General features: G+C 69.5%; 16 protein-coding genes. 5 read left to right on the plus strand and 11 right to left on the minus strand.

The annotated features are described in order from the left end of the window. Positions 1-285: 285 nt before the first annotated feature. Genes ACOTSS_RS18585 through ACOTSS_RS18620 form a run of 8 tightly spaced genes read right to left on the minus strand, consistent with a single transcriptional unit; the run spans position 286 to position 7,590 of the window. Positions 286-801, minus strand: a complete 516-nt coding sequence (locus ACOTSS_RS18585; RefSeq protein WP_448689435.1) for a hypothetical protein — start codon at positions 799-801, stop codon at positions 286-288. Beyond that, a complete protein-coding gene (locus ACOTSS_RS18590; protein WP_448689436.1) occupies positions 798-1,499 on the minus strand; it encodes a nitroreductase in 702 nt (233 codons plus the stop codon). Before ACOTSS_RS18590 ends, ACOTSS_RS18585 begins: the two co-directional genes overlap by 4 nt. Continuing rightward, positions 1,486-2,361: an RDD family protein gene (locus ACOTSS_RS18595; protein WP_448689437.1), complete on the minus strand. Its 876-nt coding sequence runs from the start codon at positions 2,359-2,361 to the stop codon at positions 1,486-1,488. Before ACOTSS_RS18595 ends, ACOTSS_RS18590 begins: the two co-directional genes overlap by 14 nt. Beyond that, positions 2,358-3,392 carry a stage II sporulation protein M gene (locus ACOTSS_RS18600; RefSeq protein WP_448689438.1) on the minus strand — a complete coding sequence of 345 codons (1,035 nt, stop codon included), beginning with the start codon at positions 3,390-3,392 and terminating at the stop codon, positions 2,358-2,360. The genes ACOTSS_RS18595 and ACOTSS_RS18600 overlap by 4 nt, the downstream gene beginning before the upstream one ends. After that, complete coding sequence (locus ACOTSS_RS18605) at positions 3,392-4,714, minus strand: DUF58 domain-containing protein (RefSeq protein WP_448689439.1); 1,323 nt, start codon at positions 4,712-4,714, stop codon at positions 3,392-3,394. Before ACOTSS_RS18605 ends, ACOTSS_RS18600 begins: the two co-directional genes overlap by 1 nt. Next, entirely contained in the window at positions 4,711-5,676 is a 966-nt protein-coding gene (locus tag ACOTSS_RS18610; protein WP_448689440.1) for an AAA family ATPase, read from the minus strand. The genes ACOTSS_RS18605 and ACOTSS_RS18610 overlap by 4 nt, the downstream gene beginning before the upstream one ends. Next, positions 5,666-6,898 carry a DUF4350 domain-containing protein gene (locus ACOTSS_RS18615; protein WP_448689441.1) on the minus strand — a complete coding sequence of 411 codons (1,233 nt, stop codon included), beginning with the start codon at positions 6,896-6,898 and terminating at the stop codon, positions 5,666-5,668. Before ACOTSS_RS18615 ends, ACOTSS_RS18610 begins: the two co-directional genes overlap by 11 nt. Further along, positions 6,895-7,590 (minus strand): DUF4129 domain-containing protein, encoded by a 696-nt coding sequence (locus ACOTSS_RS18620; protein ID WP_448689442.1) that lies wholly within the window; start codon positions 7,588-7,590, stop codon positions 6,895-6,897. The genes ACOTSS_RS18615 and ACOTSS_RS18620 overlap by 4 nt, the downstream gene beginning before the upstream one ends. Before the next feature lie 156 nt (positions 7,591-7,746). Here ACOTSS_RS18620 and ACOTSS_RS18625 point away from each other — a divergent pair, with 156 nt between their 5' ends. Then, complete coding sequence (locus ACOTSS_RS18625) at positions 7,747-9,960, plus strand: dehydrogenase E1 component subunit alpha/beta (RefSeq protein WP_448689443.1); 2,214 nt, start codon at positions 7,747-7,749, stop codon at positions 9,958-9,960. A 111-nt stretch (positions 9,961-10,071) separates the two neighbouring features. After that, positions 10,072-11,124, plus strand: coding sequence for an ACP S-malonyltransferase (locus ACOTSS_RS18630; RefSeq protein ID WP_448689444.1), 1,053 nt, complete (start codon positions 10,072-10,074; stop codon positions 11,122-11,124). Positions 11,125-11,257: 133 nt separating this feature from the next. On the opposite strand, the gene ACOTSS_RS18635 is transcribed toward ACOTSS_RS18630, so the two are convergent. Together ACOTSS_RS18635 and ACOTSS_RS18640 are read right to left on the minus strand one after the other, a co-directional pair. After that, positions 11,258-11,950 (minus strand): response regulator transcription factor, encoded by a 693-nt coding sequence (locus ACOTSS_RS18635; protein WP_448689445.1) that lies wholly within the window; start codon positions 11,948-11,950, stop codon positions 11,258-11,260. A 102-nt stretch (positions 11,951-12,052) separates the two neighbouring features. Continuing rightward, positions 12,053-12,643 carry a TetR family transcriptional regulator C-terminal domain-containing protein gene (locus tag ACOTSS_RS18640; protein WP_448689446.1) on the minus strand — a complete coding sequence of 197 codons (591 nt, stop codon included), beginning with the start codon at positions 12,641-12,643 and terminating at the stop codon, positions 12,053-12,055. Positions 12,644-12,676: 33 nt separating this feature from the next. On the opposite strand from ACOTSS_RS18640, the gene ACOTSS_RS18645 reads away from it, so the two are divergent. The 3 genes from ACOTSS_RS18645 to ACOTSS_RS18655 are packed head-to-tail and all read left to right on the plus strand — an operon-like array spanning position 12,677 to position 16,759. Next, positions 12,677-13,945: an aromatic ring-hydroxylating oxygenase subunit alpha gene (locus ACOTSS_RS18645; protein ID WP_448689447.1), complete on the plus strand. Its 1,269-nt coding sequence runs from the start codon at positions 12,677-12,679 to the stop codon at positions 13,943-13,945. A gap of 1 nt (position 13,946) precedes the next feature. Beyond that, entirely contained in the window at positions 13,947-15,158 is a 1,212-nt protein-coding gene (locus ACOTSS_RS18650) for an FAD-dependent oxidoreductase (RefSeq protein ID WP_448689448.1), read from the plus strand. Further along, positions 15,155-16,759, plus strand: a complete 1,605-nt coding sequence (locus tag ACOTSS_RS18655) for a phytoene desaturase family protein (protein ID WP_448689449.1) — start codon at positions 15,155-15,157, stop codon at positions 16,757-16,759. Before ACOTSS_RS18650 ends, ACOTSS_RS18655 begins: the two co-directional genes overlap by 4 nt. Here ACOTSS_RS18655 and ACOTSS_RS18660 read toward each other — a convergent pair. Continuing rightward, positions 16,736-18,709, minus strand: a complete 1,974-nt coding sequence (locus ACOTSS_RS18660) for an AAA family ATPase (RefSeq protein ID WP_448689450.1) — start codon at positions 18,707-18,709, stop codon at positions 16,736-16,738. The two genes, ACOTSS_RS18655 and ACOTSS_RS18660, sit on opposite strands and share 24 nt — an antisense overlap. Positions 18,710-18,800: the final 91 nt, after the last annotated feature.

The following is an 18,800-nucleotide window of genomic DNA, read 5'->3' on the forward strand; positions in this document are numbered from 1 at the left end:
CCCGTGCAAGACCCGCGACGATGTCCGGCGTCCTTCACAGGGCGACCCCTGCGGGGCGGGCCGCTTTTGGCCCATTGCCGCGTTGCTCGTCGGTCACGATGCTTCGGCATCGCTCCCTCCTCGCGCCTCGCACTGAGCCAAAATCGGCTCCGTCACGGTGGATCAAAGCCATGTCATCAGGCTCTAAGCCGTCGCCCCTGCGAAAGCAGGGGTCGTCATCGTCCTTGTCCTGCGATGCTGGAATGGAATCTCCAGCGGCCCCTGCTTTCGCAGGGGCGACGTTGGCTACCGGCAATCCTCGATCACGCGGCCGATCTCCGACTGCACCGGCAGGGTCAGCGTGCTGCCGTTGCTCGCTTCGAGCGCGAAGCGGCCGCGGCTGAAGGCGATGCGGTCGAGCCGGGGGTCGCGTGCGGGGAAGGTCGTGCCGGCGCCGTCGAAGCGCAGTCGATCGGTGCCCGCACTGGTTCTCAGTGCGACGTCGAGCGGCTGGCCCGCCGATCCGAGCCCGGCGGAAAGGCGGATGCCGCTCCCGCTGCACACGAGGGTGACGAGCGGGTTGGCACCTGCGGTCTGGACGAAGGATGCGGTCCGGCTGCCCGCGTCGTAGCGCCAGGCGCCGCTGTCGAGCGCGCGCTGATCCCACGGTATAGCGGGCGATGGCGCGGCGGGCGGCGGCGGGGCGGCGGCGGGCTGGGGCGCGGGGGGCGGCGCCTCGGGCGTTGGGATCGCGGTACAGCTCGCGGCGAGCAGGATCAGCGGGATCGCGATGCCGTAACGGGTTGCGCCAACTCTGTTCATCGGTCGAATCCCCGCCAATCGATCACTTCGTCCAATCCAACGCGCGGCACCGGCCATTGGTTCACCGCCGCGCCGGTGTCGGCGTGGCCGATCGCGAGCCCGGTGAACAATATCTGCTCTTCGCCGAGCCCCAGCGTCTCGCGCACCGTGGCGCCGTACATCGCCCAGCATTCCTGCGGGCAGCTCGCGAGGCCGTGTTCGACGAGCAGCAGCATCACCGATTGCAGCCACATGCCCATGTCAGACCATTGCGGCGGCCCCATGAGGCGCGAGCAGTGGAGGAAGAGCATCACCGGGGCGCCGAAGCCGCGGTAATTCTGCATGAACTGGCCGAGCCGTGCCTTCTTGTCATCGCGCGGGATGCCGAGCGAGGCGTAGAGCGCCTCGCCGACGCCGAAGCGGCGGCTTTCCCAGGGATCGGTCAGGCCGCGCGGGTAGATGTCATATTCTGCCTGATAGCCCTCGCGCCCCATCGCGATGCGCGCCGCGACCGCGTCCTTCACCGCCTGCCACGGCGCGCCGGTGACGAGCGTCGCCTGCCACGGCTGGAGGTTGCCGCCCGAAGGTGCGCGCTGCGCCGCGGCGAAGACCGCCTCGAGCACCGCCGGATCGACCGGTTCGTCGGTGAAGGCGCGCACCGAACGGCGGCGGTGGAGAGATTCGGTGACGGAAAGGGAGGGCGTGTCAGTCGCTGGCATATTTGTCCTCGCGGCGCTTGCCGAACAGCAATTTGCGTTCGAGCCGGGCCTTTAGCTGGCGATAATAGGAAAGCAGGAAGACGTCATCCTCTTCGGCGACAGGCCGCCCGATCTTCGCGCGGATCGTATCGGCGACCTCGCGCATCGCGCGCGCGTCGCCGGCACGGATCACGCGTTCGAGCTCCTGCAGCTCGAAAATGCCGTACACGGAGAGTTCGGCGTCGCTGAAGGTCAGCGCCCCGACGGCGGCTTCGGCGCTCGCGGCGATGTCGCGGTCGAGCTTCACCCGCTCGGCCATCACGACCCAGGTGCCGGCGATCAGGTCGCCCATCCGCATCCGGTCGCGGTTGAACAGCAGGAACAGGCTGAGGGTCAGCGACCAGACGAAACCCGCGAGCATCGTCCACCAGCTCGCCATATCCTCGGCGGCGCTGAACCCGATGAAAGTCAGCGGCAGGAAGATTTCAAGCTCGCGGATCAGGTTGCGCGCCACCACCGCGTCGGCGGTCAGCCGCCCGCCGTCGCGCGCGACGACGCGGATGCCGACGAGCCTTTTGCCCGGCGTCGCCGCGCGCTGCCCCAGCTCGAAGCCGATGAACCAGAAGGTACGCAGCAGGAAGGCGCCGAGCATCCAGATGCTGATCGCGATCGACGATTCGGATGCGCCGAACACCCAGATCATCAGCAAGGTGAAGCCGATGAGGATGAGCTGGATCAGGCAGACGTCGATGACCAGCGCGCCGAGCCGCAGCCCGGCGCTCGCGATCCGGATTTCGAGGTCGACGCCCTCGGGGGTCACGAACTGGCGGATCTTGCTCTTGCGCACGGCCTGCGCGCGCGCGTTCGCGGCGGCCGCGGTCATGCCGCGGCGTCCCGGCGCGGGAGGTAATAATAGCCGAGCCAGAAAAGCAGCATCATCGTCCCGACCCCGTAGCGCAGCAGCGTGTCGGTGATCAGCTGGCGTCCGAAGCCTTCGAGCAATCCGGCGACGAGGAGCATGATGATCACCCCGACCATCACCTTGCCCGCGGTCCGCCCGGCATCGGCCGCCGCCTGGAGCCGGCCGCGCGCGCCGGGAAAGACCACCGCGGCGCCGATCCGCAGCCCCGCCGCGCCCGACAGCGCGGCGGCGAACAGTTCGGTCGTGCCGTGGATGAACAGCCAGCCGCCGAAATCGAAGCCGAGCCCCTTCGACGTGAACACCGCCACCATCGCGCCGAGAGTAATGCCCTGATAATATTCGAGCATCATCGTCGGCACGCCGAAGGCGAACCCCAATGCGAAGGACATGATCGACACCTGGCTGTTGTGGGTGAACAAATAGGTCGCGAACATGTGCAGCGCGCCCTCCTGCTCGCCCGCCGCCTTGCCGTGGCCGATCGTGCCCTGCAGGAATTCGACGCTCGCGCGCGGATCGCGCCCGCCCGCCAGTCCTTCGGGGATGAAATTATAATACCATTCGGGATTGTGGGTGACGAGCATCCAGCTCGTCAGCGCGCCGAGCAGCAGGATCAGCGCGATGATGATCGTCTCCTTCCACACCGACCGCACCGCCGCGGGCCAGTCGTGAAGGAAAAAGCGCTTCAGCCGGTCGAGCCGCGACTGGCGCACGCCATAGATCAGGAAATAGCCGCGGATCGACAACGCCTCGAGATGGCCCAGCAACGCCTTGTCGAGGCTCGTCGCGCGCGCGATCGACAGCGACGACAGGGTGGCGCGATAGAGGAGGGGGAGCTGCAGCAGCTCGTCGCTCGACAGTGCCTTCGCGCCCTTCTTCTCGAGCCGGGTGAGCAAAGCGTCGAAAGCGATCCAGTCGGCCTCGCGCTCGGCGCGAAAGCGGCCGGTCGAAAAGGCCGGCGTCTCGATGCCGATTGGCGGGGCGGAACCGATCATCACAGGCTGCCCTCGCGCTTGATCCCCAGATAAGCCTCGACGACGCTCGCCCCCATCGCGTCGGCCGGCACCTCGACCACGTCGGCCCCCAGCCGTTGCAACCGCGCGATGACGAGCTGGCGATCGCGCAGCATCGCCGCGGCGACATTGGCGCGGGTGACGTCGGCGGCGCTTTCGGGGCGGCGGCGTTCCTCGCTCTCCAGCTCCTCGTCGCGGATCACCACGAACAGCAGCCGATGCGTCTTCGCCAGCCTTCCGGCGGCACGGATCATCAGGTCGGCGCTGGTCGCGTCGGTGAATTCGGTGAACAATATGATCAGCGAGCGGCGGTTGAGCGCCGCCGACAGCGTCGTCAGCGCGAGGGTGAAATTGCTTTCGACATGCGCATAGTCGATCCGGCTCGCGGCGCGCTGCAAGGCCGGAAAATCCTGCGTGTGCATATAGGCGGGGGTCAGCGCCTGCGGTTTGGCGGCGAAGGAGAAGAGGCTGATCCGGTCGCCGAGCTTCAGCCCGGCATAGGCGAGCAGCAGCGCCGCCGACACCGCGCGGTCGACGCGCGGCATGCCGCCGACGGGCTCGGCCATCGTCCGCCCGGCGTCGATCGCCAGCACGACGCGATTGTCGCGCTCGACGCGATATTCCTTGGCGAGCAGCTTGACGTGGCGCGCCGAGGCGCTCCAGTCGATCGCGCGGCGGTCCATGCCGGGCTGATATTCGGCGAGCGCCTCATACTCGCTGCCCTCGCCGCGCAGGCGCTGTTGCCGGAGGCCGAACCAGCTGTTGCGCTGGAACAGGCGACGCCCCTCTTCGGTCACCGCGCGCAGGCTGGGGACGACGGCGATCGAACGGTCGATCGCGAAACGGCGCTGTTTCCAGACGAGGCCGAGCGGCCCCGCCCAGCGGATCCACAGCGCCGCGATCAGCGCCGGACCGCGACGGGTGGCGGAAAGCGACAGGGTGCGGGTCAGCGTGCCGGCGTCGCCTGCCGCCGCGCGCATCTCACCCGCGATGCGGCCGCCCGGTGCGATGCGTTCGTCGACTGCGAGCGCGACTTCGGCGCGGCGCGGCACCGCGGCGGGACCGCTGGCGACGAGCGACAGGTCGAAGGGGTCGCCGACCCCGACCTGGTGCGGAAAGCGCGCGTCGAGCGCGATCTGGCGCGGACTGGCGCCCGCGACCGCGTCGAGAAACAGGCAGACGAGCAGGAAACCGATCCAGCCGGGCGCGACCAGCCACAGCTCGGGCCGGATCAGCCCGAGCGCGAGCGCGACCGGCGCGCCCGCGAGCAGCAGATAGATGGCCCGGCGGGTCGGGTAGATCACCGAGGCACCTCTTCATGCTCGAGCAGTGCGGCAACGACCTGTTCGACGCTGCGCCCCTCGATCTCGGCCGCCGCCGACAGGATGACGCGGTGGCGCAGCACGCCCGCGGCGAGGCGCTGGACGTCGTCGGGGATCACATAGTCGCGCCCGTCGAGCGCCGCCGCTGCGCAGGCCGCACGCGCGAGCAGCGTCGCGGCGCGCGGGCTCGCGCCGCATTCGAGGTCGGCGCTCTCGCGCGTCGCGCGGACGAGGCGGACGATATAGTCGACGACCTCGTCGGCGAGACGGACGGTCGCGATCGTATCGATCGCGGCGCCGATCTTCTTCGCGTCGGCGACCTCGGCGACGCCGAAATCGGCGACCGCGGGGCTCTTGAAGCGCCCGCCATGGTCGGCGACGATGCGCCGCTCCTCGTCGGCTTCGGGATAATCGACCACCAGCTTGAACAGGAAGCGGTCGAGCTGCGCCTCGGGGAGCGGATAGACGCCCTGCTGCTCGATCGGGTTCTGCGTCGCGAGCACGGTGAAGCGCGGGCTCATGACATGCGGCTCGCCGTTGATCGTCACGCGGCGTTCCTGCATCGCCTCGAGCAGCGCCGCCTGCGTCTTGGGCGGGGTGCGGTTGATCTCGTCGGCGAGCAGCAGCTCGGTGAAGATCGGCCCCTTGGTCAGGGTGAAGCTCGACGTCTGGAAGTTGAACAGGTTCGACCCCAATATGTCGCCGGGCATCAGGTCGGGGGTGAACTGGATGCGCCCGAATTCGAGCCCGACCGCGCGCGCGAACGCCTGCGCGAGCAGCGTCTTCGCGGTTCCCGGCGGGCCTTCGAGCAGCACATGGCCGCCCGCGAGCAGCGCGATCGTCACCATGCGGGTCAGCGGCGCCTGCCCGAACACCGCCTTGGCGACCTCGCCCTCGATCGCCGCGCCGAGCGCCGCGACGCCTTCGATGCTGTTAGCCGTCACGCAACAAATCCTTCCTGATATCGTGCAGCGCCTGCGCGTCTGCGAGAAACTCGTGGGTATTGCGCGCGAGCGGCAGCCGCCGCGCGAGCGCCGAAAACAGCTCGTCACCCGCGGGCAGGTGGCGATCGATCCACGCGTCGGTCGCACCCGCGTCGAGGCCGGCGGGGGCGTGCAGCCGCCGCGCGATCGCGCTGCGCTGGTTCAGCACATAGGCGCCCGCGCCGTCGAGCTCGCGCCCGGCCTGCTTGATCAGGTCGGCGCTGTTGGCGATCAGTGCCGCCTTCGACACCGGGATCGCGCGGCCGGGGTTCAGCGCGGGGCCGAAACGCATCCACGCCTGCCACAGCGCGAGCAGCCCCGCCGCGATCAGGCACAGGGTGATGCCGATGAAGGGCGGGACGAAGGCGAAGCGGAGCAGCGAGCGCTGGCTGCCGAAGCCGTTCAGGGTCAGGTCGAAGGCGAAGCCGTCGGCGTCGGCATCCTCGCCGATCGCATCGAGCAGCATCGCCCCGGCGCGCGCCGTATCGCGCGATGCGAAGGCGAGATTGTCGACGAGGTCGGGGTCGGCGAGGATATAGAGGTCGCGGTCGCGCGTCCGCGCCAGCACCGCGCCGCCGCCGGGCGCCGCAACCAGCGTGTCGAGGTCCGGCCCCGACAGGGTCTGGAGCTCGGCGGGCAGCGGCAGGTCGATCGCACGCCCGGCGACCGTGCCGCGTCCGCGCGCGCCCTTCGGCTCTTCGCTGCCCACCTCGACCTCGCCGAACCAGTCGGCGGGCAGCAGCCGCGTCGGGGCGGGGATGCTGAATCCCGGGCCCGACCAGCCCGGCTTTTCGCGCTGGCCCGGAATCGGCGGCACCTGCCATTTCGGCAGCACGATCAGCGTCGGGGCGCCGCCCTGCGCCCCCAGTATCTCCTGCATCGCACCGGGCCGCGTCTCGTGGGTCGGGGTCAGGATGGCAAGCTGGGTATAATCGTCGTAGCGATAGGGCTCGACCCGCCGCCGCAGCTCGACATGGGCGCCCGCGCGTTCGAGCAGGTCGACGATCCCCGCATAGCCCGGCGCGCCTTTCGACAGCGCGTGCCCGCCGCCGTCGTTGCCGCTCGACAGTTGCGGGCCGAGTGCGATCAGCGCCCACAGCGCGATGAAGGCGACGACGCCGACCGCGATGACCCCGCCGATCAGCCGCGGATTGAAGCCATGATCGCTCGCCGCCCCGGTCATGCGCGGGCCCAGTTCTTGGGCACGGTCAGCTCGGCATAGGCCGACCGGCACGCCGTCCAGGCGTCCGAATCGATCGAGCGGCCGCCGAACAGGCTGATCTCGACCGCGCGCGCGATGCGGCTGAAGGCGCCGCGCGCGACCGCGGGCAGGTCGTGCGCCTCGGCGAGTTCACGCGAGGTCATCGCCGGCCGGACGAGCCCCGGCCGCCGCCCGTCGATATCCTCGACGCTGCGATAGAGCAGCAGGTGCACCGCCTCGCCGAAGCGCCCCGCCGCGGCGAGCGCGTCGGCCTCGGCGAGCAACGCACGCGCCGCCCCTGCCTCGGCGTGACCCACCGCGTCTTCCTCCGCCTCGGGTCGCCGCTTGCGCATCAGCGGCAGATTGTCGACCCAGCGCGCAAAGGCGGGGACGAAATGATAGAGCAGGAACAGCGCGAGCAGGATCGCCGCGATCCACAGCATCGGTTTCAGCGCCGGCGCGCTCCACCGGAAGAAATCGCCGATCGCTTCGAACAGCGCCTTGATCCACGCCGGGGTCTCGGTCGGCGGCGGCGGCGCGGGAAAGCGCGTCTGGATATCGCCGGCCGCGATGGTCTGGCTATAGGCGGGGTCGACGAGTTCGGGATCGATCAGCCACCCCTGGCTCGGCGGGGCGGCTGCGGCCGATGCCTGGGCGATCCACAGCGACATCATGTTGAAATTATGGCCCCGCCCAGCATGTTCACGCGACAAATGGTAGCGCGAGGCGGCGCGGCAAGGCAAGAGATGCTTGCGCGCGCGGTTGCCCCGTTCTAGCGCGCAGGATTCCAGATGGTTGCGAATGTAACCTTATGGCCCGGCGGATGGAGGATGGCGGTGGACGCGGCACAGGCGGTACATGAAAAATTCCTCGCGGCGCTGGCGGACGGCGCGCTGCCGCGCCGCACCGATGTGCCCGATCCCGCCGCCGTCGGCCTGCCGCGCGCCGCGACGACCGACATCTTCCTGTCGCAGCTCACCAGCCGCCAGATGGACCGGCTGTCGCGCCATCTGCAGGCGCGCGGCGAGGGTTTCTACACGATCGGATCGTCGGGGCACGAGGGCAATGCCGCGGTCGCGGCGGCGCTGCGCGTCACCGACATGGCGTTCCTCCACTATCGCTCGAACGCCTTCCAGCTCCACCGCGCGCGACAGCTTCCCGGCGGGACGCCGACGTGGGACATGCTGCTGAGCTTTGCGGCGTCAGCTGAGGACCCGATCTCGGGCGGACGGCACAAGGTGATCGGGTCGAAGCCGCTCGCCATCCCGCCGCAGACCTCGACGATCGCCTCGCACCTGCCCAAGGCGGTCGGCGCCGCCTTCTCGATCGGTATCGCGCGGCGGCTGGGGATGACCGGCCTGCCGCTTCCCGACGACGCGGTGGTGCTGGCGAGCTTCGGCGACGCCTCGGCGAATCATTCGACCGCGCAGGGCGCGTTCAACACCGCGGGCTGGGCGGCCTTCCAGGGCTCGCCGATGCCGCTCATCTTCCTCTGCGAGGATAATGGCATCGGCATTTCGACGCGCACGCCGACGGGATGGATCGAGGCGCAGTTCCGTCACCGCGCCGGGCTCCACTATATCCAGTGCGACGGGACCGATCTCGTTTCGGCCTATGCCGGCGCGCGCGAGGCTGCCGACATTGCGCGCCGCACGCGGAGGCCGGTGTTTCTCCATATGGCGACGGTGCGCCTCTACGGCCACGCCGGTTCCGACGTGCAGGGGGCTTATCTCCCGAAAGCGCTGATCGAATCGGACGAGGCGCGCGACCCGCTGCTCGCGGGCGCGGCGCTGATGGCCGAACAGGGCTGGATGACCCCGGCCGAAATCGCCGAGGCCTATGAAGAGATCGGCGCGACGCTCGCGCGGCAGGCCGAAGCGGCGATAAAGCGGCCGAAGATCACCACTCCCGCGGGCGTGATGGCCAGCCTGATCCCGCCGAAGCGCGAGCTCGTGCGCGCGAACAGCCCGTCGGCCGAGGATCGCGTCGCGATGTTCGGCAGCGATGCGGGCCAGATGGACAAGCCGATGCATATGGCGCGGCTCCTCTCCTGGGCGCTCGCCGACCTGATGCTCGCGCACAAGGAAATCGCCGTCATGGGCGAGGATGTCGGGCCGAAGGGCGGCGTCTACAACGTCACCGCCAAGCTCCACCAGCGTTTCGGCTCGGCGCGCGTCGTCAATACGCTGCTCGACGAACAGGCGATCCTCGGCCTCGCAATCGGCATGGCGCACAATGGTTTCGTGCCGATGCCCGAGATCCAGTTCCTCGCCTATGTCCACAATGCCGAGGACCAGATCCGCGGCGAGGCGGCGACGCTCAGCTTCTTCTCGAACGGGCAATATACCAATCCGATGGTCATCCGCATCGCGGGGCTCGGCTATCAGAAGGGTTTCGGCGGTCATTTCCACAATGACAACAGCCTCGCGGTGTTCCGCGACATTCCCGGCGTCATCCTCGCGGTGCCGTCGAACGGCCGCGATGCGGTGCATATGCTGCGCGAATGCGTCCGGCTGGCGCGCGAGGAGCAGCGTGTCGTCGTGTTCGTCGAACCGATCGCGCTCTACATGACGCGCGACCTGCATGCGGAAGGCGACGGCCTGTGGACCAGCGTCTACGAAGCGCCGGGCGAAGGCGCGCCGATCCGGCTGGGCGAGGTTGGCGTGCATGGCGACGGCACCGACCTTGCGATCGTCACTTATGGCAATGGCTATTATCTCTCGCGGCAGGCCGAAAAGCTGCTCGCGGATGAGGGCGTCAAGGCGCGCGTGATCGATTTGCGCTGGCTCGGTCCGGTCGATGCGGACAAGCTCATCGCCGCGGTCGGCGACGCGAAGCGCATCCTGATCGTCGACGAATGCCGCATCACCGGCTCGCAGAGCGAGGCGCTGATGGCGCTGTTCACCGAACGCACACCGGGCAAGGCGCTCGCGCGCCTCGCCGCCGACGACAGCTTCATCCCGCTGGGCAAGGCGGCGACGCTGACGTTGCCGAGCCGCGATTCGATCGTCGCCGCTGCGCGCGCGCTTCTGGCCAAGAGCTGATATTCAAAACCGTTCGCCCTGAGCTTGTCGAAGGGCCGTCCTATTCTTTGACGACGCAGAAGGAAGAACAGTGCTTCGACAAGCTCAGCACGAACGGAAGAGAGGGCAGGGATGACCGCGACAAAAAGAACCGCCCTCGTCGTCGCGCCCGGACGCGGCACCTATGGCAAGGGCGAACTCGGCAGCATCGCGCGGCTGCACGGGCGCCGCTTTGCCGAGCTGATCGCGAATTTCGACGCGCAGCGCCGCGATCGGGGCCAGCCGACGGTGAGCGAACTCGACGGCGCGGAGCGTTTCAGCGTCGCGACGCATATGCGCGGCGACGTCGCGGCGCCGCTGATCTACACCGCGACGATCCTCGATTATCTCAGCATCGATCGTCACGCCTTCGATATCGCCGCGACCCTCGGCAATTCGATGGGCTGGTACAGCGCGCTCGCGATCGGCGGCGCGGTGTCGGTCGAGGACGGTTTCCGCATTTCGAACGCGATGGGGCTCAACAGCCAGACGCACGGACCCGGCGGGCAGATATTGCTGCAGGTCGTCGACGAGGAATGGCGCCCGGTGCCGGGGCTGCGCGAGGCGTTGCTCGCCTTGGCGGCCGACATCGCCGCGCGCCCCGGCCATGCGCTCGGGCTGTCGATTGACCTCGCCGGCATGCTCGTCCTCGCGGGCAATGAAGAGGGGCTCGCCGCGCTCCTCGCCGAAGCGCCGCCGACGCCGGGCCGCGAGCCCCTGCGCCTCGCCGGCCACGGTCCCTTCCACACCCCGCTGATGTTCGGCAGTTCGGATAAGGCGAAGGCCGAGCTGCCGCCCTCGCTGTTCGACCGGCCCGCGATCCCGATGATCGACGGCCGCGGCCATATCTGGCGCCGCTTCTCCAGCGATCCCGCCGAAATCTGGAACTATACGTTCGGCCACCAGATCCTTGCGCCCTATGACCTCGCGCTGTCGGTGCAGGTCGCAGTCAGGGAGTTCGCCCCCGACGTCCTGATCCTGCCCGGCCCCGGCGACACGCTCGGCGGGGCGATCGCGCAGGCGCTGATCGGCATCGGCTGGCAGGGGCTGGCGAGCAAGGCAGATTTCGCCGCGCGGCAAGCGTCGGACCCGATCCTGTTGTCGATGGCGCGCCTCGAACAGCGCGCGCTCGTCGTATCGGAATAGCAGGAGGATATAGGGCCGGCAGGGCTGGAACATGCCCTGCCGGCCCGGGATGCGCGGCCAGGTGGGGTTGCCCGCGCGGGTGAACGGCTGCGCCCCTGGGGACCAACTCAAAGGCGGTGCGCCGTTCCTGTCCTTATAGGCCGCCCAGCGCCTGATCGGCCGCCGCGGCGGCCGATCCGCCTCCATATCGGACCGAATCGACCCCCACTCCCCTTGCCTGCTCGGCGAGGAAGGTGAGGCGCAGCAGCTCGGCGACATTGGCCGCACCGGCACGCCGCATGATGTTGGCGCGGTGCACCTCGACCGTGCGCGGACTGAGGTCGAGCCGGCGCGCGATCGCCTTGTTGCCGCATCCCGCCGCGATCGCCGCCAATATGTCGCGCTCGCGCGGGGTCAGCGCCGAAAGGCGGCTTTCGGCCTCGGCCGCCACCGCGCGTTCGCGCCGCCGTTCGTGCCAGTCGCCCAGCGCCGCCTCGACCGTCCGCTTGACCCGCCCGGGGTCGAGCGGCGCGGGGAGCAGGTCGTGCGCGCCGCCGCGCAGCACCGCGCCCGCTTCGGCGACGTCGAGCCGCTCGGCGGCGACGAAGGCCATCACGCCGTCGCGGGCGGCAACGCGTGTCAGCAGGTCGGCCCCGCCGACATCGCCCGGCTGGCGCCAGTGGAAGAGCAGGATCGCCGCTTCGGCGTCGGCATCCGCCTCGATATAGTCGGCGGCGCTTGCGAAACTGCGCACCACGCGCGCCGTTCCGACCGCCAGCGCCCGAAAACAGGCGCTGCGTTCGATGGGGTCCGGCAGGACCAGATGGATTTCGCCCCCGCTGTTCACGCGTTCATCCTGCGCGGCGGGGGCGGGTCCGCCCAGCCGGACTTGCTCGATCCCGGCACCGATATGGAGGCGATCGCGTCGGGCTCACGGCCGGAACGGGGGTCAGAGGAGTGCCGCGACCGCCCGCTCGACCATCTGCGCCGCCGCCTCGGCGCCGAAGCTGGCGGGGTCGAGCGACAGTTCGAGCCACAGCCCGTCGACCATCGCGGTCAGCATGATCGCCAGCCGCCCGGCGTCGGACGCGCCGCACGCCTCCAGCAGCTCGCAAAGCCGTTCGCGGTAGCCCGCATAGCTTTCGGCGTGAATCTGCGCCATCCGTGCATCGCTGCGCGCCAGCGCCCAGAAGGCGGTCCACGCGCCGAGCAGTTCGGGATCGGTCACCGGCGGGCGGAAACTGGCGGTGAGATAGGCCGAGAGCCGCGCGTGCGGATCGTCGCCGGCCGCTTCGACCGCTTCGGCGAAAATCGCCTCCATCCGGTCGCTCGTCGCCCGATAGGTCGCGGCGATCAGTTCGTCGATCCCCGCGAAATAATGGCGCAGCAGTCCCGGCGACACCCCCGCTTTGGCGCAGATGGCGCGAACATTCGTCCCCGCGAGGCCATGTTCGGCCAGGCACGCCGCGGTCGCCTCGATCAGCGCGGCGCGGCGGGCATCGGCGCTCTCGCGCGTAAAGGCTTGGCGGGCGGCTCGCATATTGTTATACGTATGTATAACAAGGATCGATACATGGCAACGCTGCGCGACACTTTCGACACCATCGACCCTCTCGACGGCTGGTCGCTTCCCGCGTGGACCTACAGCGACCCCGATTTCCACGAAGTCGAGGTGGAGCGCATCTTCCGCCCGAGCTGGCAGGTCGTCTGCCACGACAGCGACATTCCGAACCCCGGCGACTGGCACAGCATCGACTATGCGGGAGAGAGCGTGATCCTGATCCGCGGCGCCGACCGCGTCGTGCGCGCCTTCACCAACGTCTGCCGCCACCGCGGCTCGCGCCTCGTCGACGGCGCGGCGGGCTGCGCGAAGAAGCTCGTTTGCCCCTATCACGCCTGGACCTATGAGCTCGACGGTCGGCTGACCGGCGTCCCCGATTCGGCGAGCTACCCGACGCTCGACAAGGACCGGGCGGGGTTGGTCCCGGTCGAGGCCGAGCGGTGGCGCGGCTTCTGGTTCGTCCGGCTCGCCGACGACGGCGGCCCCTCGCTCGCGCGCATGATGGCGCCCTATGAGGCGATGATCGCGCCCTATCGCTTCGAGGAACTCGGCGCGCTCGGCCGCGTCACGCTCCGCCCGCGCGACGTCAACTGGAAGAATGTCGGCGACAATTATTCGGACGGCCTCCACATCCCCGTCGCGCACCCCGGCCTCACCCGGCTGTTCGGCAAAAGCTACGGTGTCGAGGCCGAGGACCGCGTCGACCGCATGTGGGGCGACCTCGCCGACCGGCCGTCGGCGAACTGGTCCGAACGCCTGTACCAGCGCCTGCTGCCGCCGGTCCCGCATCTTCCCGAGGACAAGCAGCGCCACTGGCTCTATTTCAAGCTCTGGCCCAATGTCGCCTTCGACATCTACCCCGACCAGGTCGATTTCATGCAATGGCTGCCGACCGGCCCGACGAGCTGCCTGATCCGCGAGATCAGCTATGTCCTCCCCGATGCGCGCCGCGAGATGAAGGCCGCGCGCTACCTGAACTGGCGCATCAACCGCCAGGTCAATGCCGAGGACACCGCGCTCATCACCCGCGTCCAGCAGGGCATGCAATCGCGGAGCTTCACCATTGGGCCGCTCAGCGACAAGGAGGTTTGCCTCAAGCATTTCTGTTCGCGGATGCGCGAGATCATCCCCGAAGCGCGGCTGGAGCAGGCGCCCAAGGCGGGGTGGAGCCGGAATGTAAGCCCGTCCCCTTCAGGGGAGGGGTCGGGGGTGGGGGCCATCGGCCTTGCGCCACGTCCGCCAACCCCCACCCCAACCCCTCCCCTGAAGGGGAGGGGCTAAAATGCTCCCCGTCATCATCGTCGGCGGCGGTCCCGCCGGCATGGTCGCGGGACTGCTCCTCGCGCGCGCCGGGGTGCGCGTCACGGTGCTCGAAAAGCACAAGGATTTTCTCCGCGATTTCCGCGGCGACACGGTGCATCCCTCGACGCTCGAACTGTTCCACGAGATCGGCCTGCTCGACGAACTGCTCAGGGAACCGCACGCGAAGCTCGACACGATGACGCTCAATCTGCTCGGCGGCCGCTATACGATCGCGACGATGAAGCATCTGCCGGTTGCCGCGCCCTTCGTCGCGATGATGCCGCAGTGGGACCTGCTCGATTTCATCGCGGGGCAGGGCAGGCGCTATCCGACCTTCGACCTGCGCATGTCGACCGAGGCGACCGGGCTCACCCATGACGATGCGGGCCGCGTCAGCGGCGTGACGCTCGCGAGCGGCGAGGTGCTGCCCGCGCGGCTCGTCATCGCCGCCGACGGGCGCCGCTCGGTGCTCCGCGCCGCCGCCGAGCTCCCGCTCGACGATCTCGGCGCGCCGATGGACGTGCTGTGGTTTCGCGTCCCCGTCCCCGCGGGCACGGACATGTCGGAGGTCGCGCTCGGCACGATCGACCGGAGCGGCATGGTCGTCGCCATCCCGCGCGGCGATTATTGGCAATGCGCGCAGGTCATCGAGAAGGGCGGTTTTCCGGCGATCGAAGCGCGCGGTATCGCGGCCTTCCGCGCCAATATCGCGACGCTCGTTCCGGGGCTCGCCGTGGGCATCGACGCCATCCGCAGCTTCGACGACGTCAAGCTGCTCTCGGTCGCGCTCGATCGGCTGACGCGATGGTCGCGCCCCGGCCTGCTCGCGATCGGCGACGCTGCGCATGCGATGTCGCCGATCGGCGGGGTCGGCATCAATCTCGCGGTGCAGGACGCGGTCGCCGCCGCGAACATCCTCGCCGCGCCGCTCGCCGCCGGGGCCGATCCCGACCCGCTGCTCGCGCGCGTCCAGGCGCGACGCTGGAAGCCGACGGTGCGGATGCAGGCGCTCCAGCGCTTCGCGCACCAGCGCGTCATCGAACCGATGCTGCGCGGCGAGATCACCCGCGTTCCGCTCGCCGTCCGCCTGCTCGACGCCGTCCCGCTGCTGCGCCGCATTCCCGGCCGCGTCCTCGGCCTCGGCTTCGGCCGCCAGCATGTCCAATCCCCGCTTGCGAAAGACTTCTCATGACCAAAGCCTATGACGCCCTCATCATCGGCGCCGGCCACAACGGCCTCGTCTGCGCCTTCTACCTCGCGCGCGCGGGGCTGAAGGTGCGCATCGTCGAGGCGCGCGACGTCGTCGGCGGCGCCGCGGTGACCGAGGAATTCGCGCCGGGGTTCCGCAATTCGGTCGCGAGCTACACCGTCAGCCTGCTCCAGCCGAAGGTCATCGCCGACATGAAGCTCGCCGATCATGGCTATCGCGTGATCGAGCGGCCGATCAGCAATTTCCTGCCGCAGGAGGATGGCGGTTATCTGAAGCTCGGCGGCGGGCTCGAACGCACGCAGGCCGAGTTCCGCAAGTTCAGCAATCGCGATGCCGAGGTGCTGCCGCAATATTATGACGCGCTCGAAAATGTCGCCGAGCTGCTCCGCGACCTTGCGCTGCGGGTGCCGCCCAATGTCGGCGAAGGGATGCGCACCCTGCTCGATGGCGCGCGGCAGGGGCGGCGCTTTGCGACGCTCAGCCTCGAACAGCAGCGCGATGTGCTCGATCTGTTCACCAAGTCGGCGCGCACGATGCTCGACAGCTGGTTCGAGAGCGAGGCGGTCAAGGCCGCCTTCGGCTTCGACGCAGTCGTCGGCAACTATGCGAGCCCCGACACGCCGGGCAGCGCCTATGTCCTCCTCCACCATGTCTTCGGCGAGGTGAACGGCAAGAAGGGCGCGTGGGGTCATAGCGTCGGCGGTATGGGCAAGATCACCGAGATCATGGCGAAGGTGTGCGGCGACATGGGGGTCGAGATCAGCCTCGAAAGCCCGGTCGCCAAGGTGCTCGTCGACGGGGGCAAGGCGGTCGGGGTCAAGCTCGCCGGGGGCGAAGAGATTGCGGCAGCGCGCGTGATCGCCAACGTGGGGCCGAAGCTGCTCTACGAACGGATGATGGACGCATCCGACTTGCCGGATGACTTCCGGCGCCGCATCAAAGGCTTCAAGGCGGGCAGCGGCACCTTCCGCATGAACGTCGCCCTGTCGGAGCTCCCCCGATTCACCTGTCTTCCCGAACCCGGCGAGCATCACCAGTCGGGGATCATCCTCGCGCCGACGCTCGACTATATGGACCGCGCCTTCCTCGACGCGAAGGCGCATGGCTGGTCGAAGGCGCCGATCGTCGAGATGCTGATCCCCTCGACCGTCGACGACAGCCTCGCGCCGCCGGGCTGCCACGTCGCGAGCCTCTTCTGCCAACAGTTCGCGCCCGAGCTTCCCGACGGGCGCGACTGGGACGATGAGGAGGAAGCGGCCGCCGACTGCATCATCGACACCGTCGAAAAGCACGCCCCCGGCTTCCGCGCCAGCATCGTCGGCCAGACGCGGCTCAGTCCCAAGGGCCTCGAACGCAAGTTCGGCCTCGTTGGCGGCGACATCATGCACGGCAACATGAGCCTCGACCAGCTCTGGGCCGCGCGCCCGGTGCTCGGCAACGGCGGCTATCGCGGGCCGGTCAAGGGGCTCTACATGTGCGGCGCGGGCACCCACCCCGGCGGCGGCGTCACCGGCGCGCCGGGGCACAATGCCGCGCAGGTCGTCCTGCGCGACCGCGGCCTATTCGCTCCGCGCTGGCGCTGAGGCGCGGCCGAAGCCGATCGGCTGCGGGGTTGCAGGGCGCGCCGCGCGTTCGCACCGCAGCCGTTCGAGCAGCGCCGCGTCGCCGAGCGGACCCGCGAAGCGCGCCTGCCGCGCGACGACCGCGAAGTCGCCGAGCGTCAGATCGCCGACGCGGTCGAGATCGGCCGGCGCTTCGCGCCCGAAAAAATGCGCGAAGGCGCGCCGCGCCCGCGCCGCATCGAGCGGTCGCATCTCGACCTTGAAGACGAAACGGCGCGCCGATGCGGGGTCGAGCTTCGCGGCATGGTTGGTAGCCGCGGCGAAGGGCAGGGGATGCTCCTCCATCCAGGTCAGCAGTTCGTTGACCTGACTGACCTCCCAGCTTTGCGCCGCATGCTGCCGGTCGGCGAGCAGCGAATCGACCTCGTCGAAAAAGAGCAGCGCGCCTTCGCGCCGCGCGTCGGCAAAGGCCGCCGCGATCAGCCGCTCGGTCTGACCGACCCATTTCGACATCAGGTCCGACGCGCGCTTGACGACGAGCGGCCGCCCGAGCCGGCGCGCCAGCGCCTGCACCGCTTCGGTCTTGCCCGTTCCCGGCGGTCCGGTGAGCAGCAGCGAAAAATCCGCCGGCGCGCCGTCCCGCGCGAGTTGCGCGAACAGCGCGGCAAGGTCGGTGTCGGCGCACAGCAAGGCCTCGTCGAAGGTGCGTGGCGCGCGCGGCTCGACCGTCGTGCCGCGCATCGCGCCGAGCACCGATCCGGCAAACCGTCCCGCGCTTTCGGCATCGCCCGCGAGCGCGGCAGCGCGCGCCGCGACGCGGAACAGCGATGCAGCCTCGGGCGCCCGCGCTGCGAGCGCCGCCAGCGCCGGATCGACCGCGACCTTCTCTTCGGCGCTCACCCGCTCGAGCATCGCCGGGCTGTGCGCCGCGCCGGGGAAATCCATTCGGATCGACAGGCTGAAACGGCGCAGGATCGCGGGGTCGGCGTCGGCGATGCAGTTCGAGGTCCAGATCACCGGCACGACATTGTCCTCGAGCAGCCGGTTGACGAACAGCTTCGATCCCGCTCGGCCGCGCACGCGGCCGCCCTGTTCGATCCGCGTGTCGCCCAGCAGATCCTCCATCTCGTCGAACAGCAACAGCGCGCGGCCGCGCTTTTCCAGCGTGCGCAACGCGAGGCGCAGCGCCGCGACGCGCTCGTGGCGCGCCGGTTCGTCGCCGTCGCGATCGGCCTCGCCCACCGCATGCAGCGGCTCGCCGGCGGCGGCGGCCAGCGTGCGCGCGAGTTCGGTCTTGCCGGTGCCCGGCGGCCCGTGGATCAGGATGTTGATCCCGCGCGCGCCCTGCTCGATCGCCCCGCGCAGCAGCGCGACCGCCAGGTCGGCTTCGCGTTGCTGCGCGGGGAAATCGGCGAGTGTATGGCGCGCCGCCTGCCGTTCGCCGAGTAGCCCGTCGAGCAGGCTCGCATGCCGCCCCGGCGGCGCGTCGAGCAGCCGCTCGAACGACCAGCAGAGGCCAAGCAGAACATGGCCGTCCTTGCCCGACCAGCGTCCGACGAGGTCGAGCCGCACCACCTCGGCGCGGCGGATCGCATGCGGGGCGATCCCGGTCAGCGCACTCGCAAGCGCCTCGACGTCGAGACCTTCGGCCTCGATCAGCTGCACGAGGCTGCGGGTCAGCGGGGCGCGGTCCAACGCCGTCGCGAGCAGCAGCAGCGCGCGTTCGTCGTCGGCGAGTTCGAGCGCGTCGGCCAGCCGGTTCGCCTGCACCAGATTTTCGTCTTCGCGCCCAGCCGCTGCCATGTCTTCGGCGAGCAGCGCGGCGCGGTTCATATCCTTTCCCGCGAGCCCGAGCGCGGCCGCGCGCGGGCGCGCCCAGCCGAGCAGCGTGCGAGCGGTCTTGCTTCTGCCCGGATGATCGAGCGCAATCGCCCGCGCGAGACCGCGGGCCCAATGACTGTCGTACAACATGAATCCCTGCTTCTAACCGGCGCGCGCAGACGCGCTGCGGGTCGCCGGATCAGCGTGATGTTCGGAACGATGGGGTCGCGGCGCCGTCCGA

Source organism: Sphingopyxis sp. NJF-3 (genome assembly GCF_053514865.1).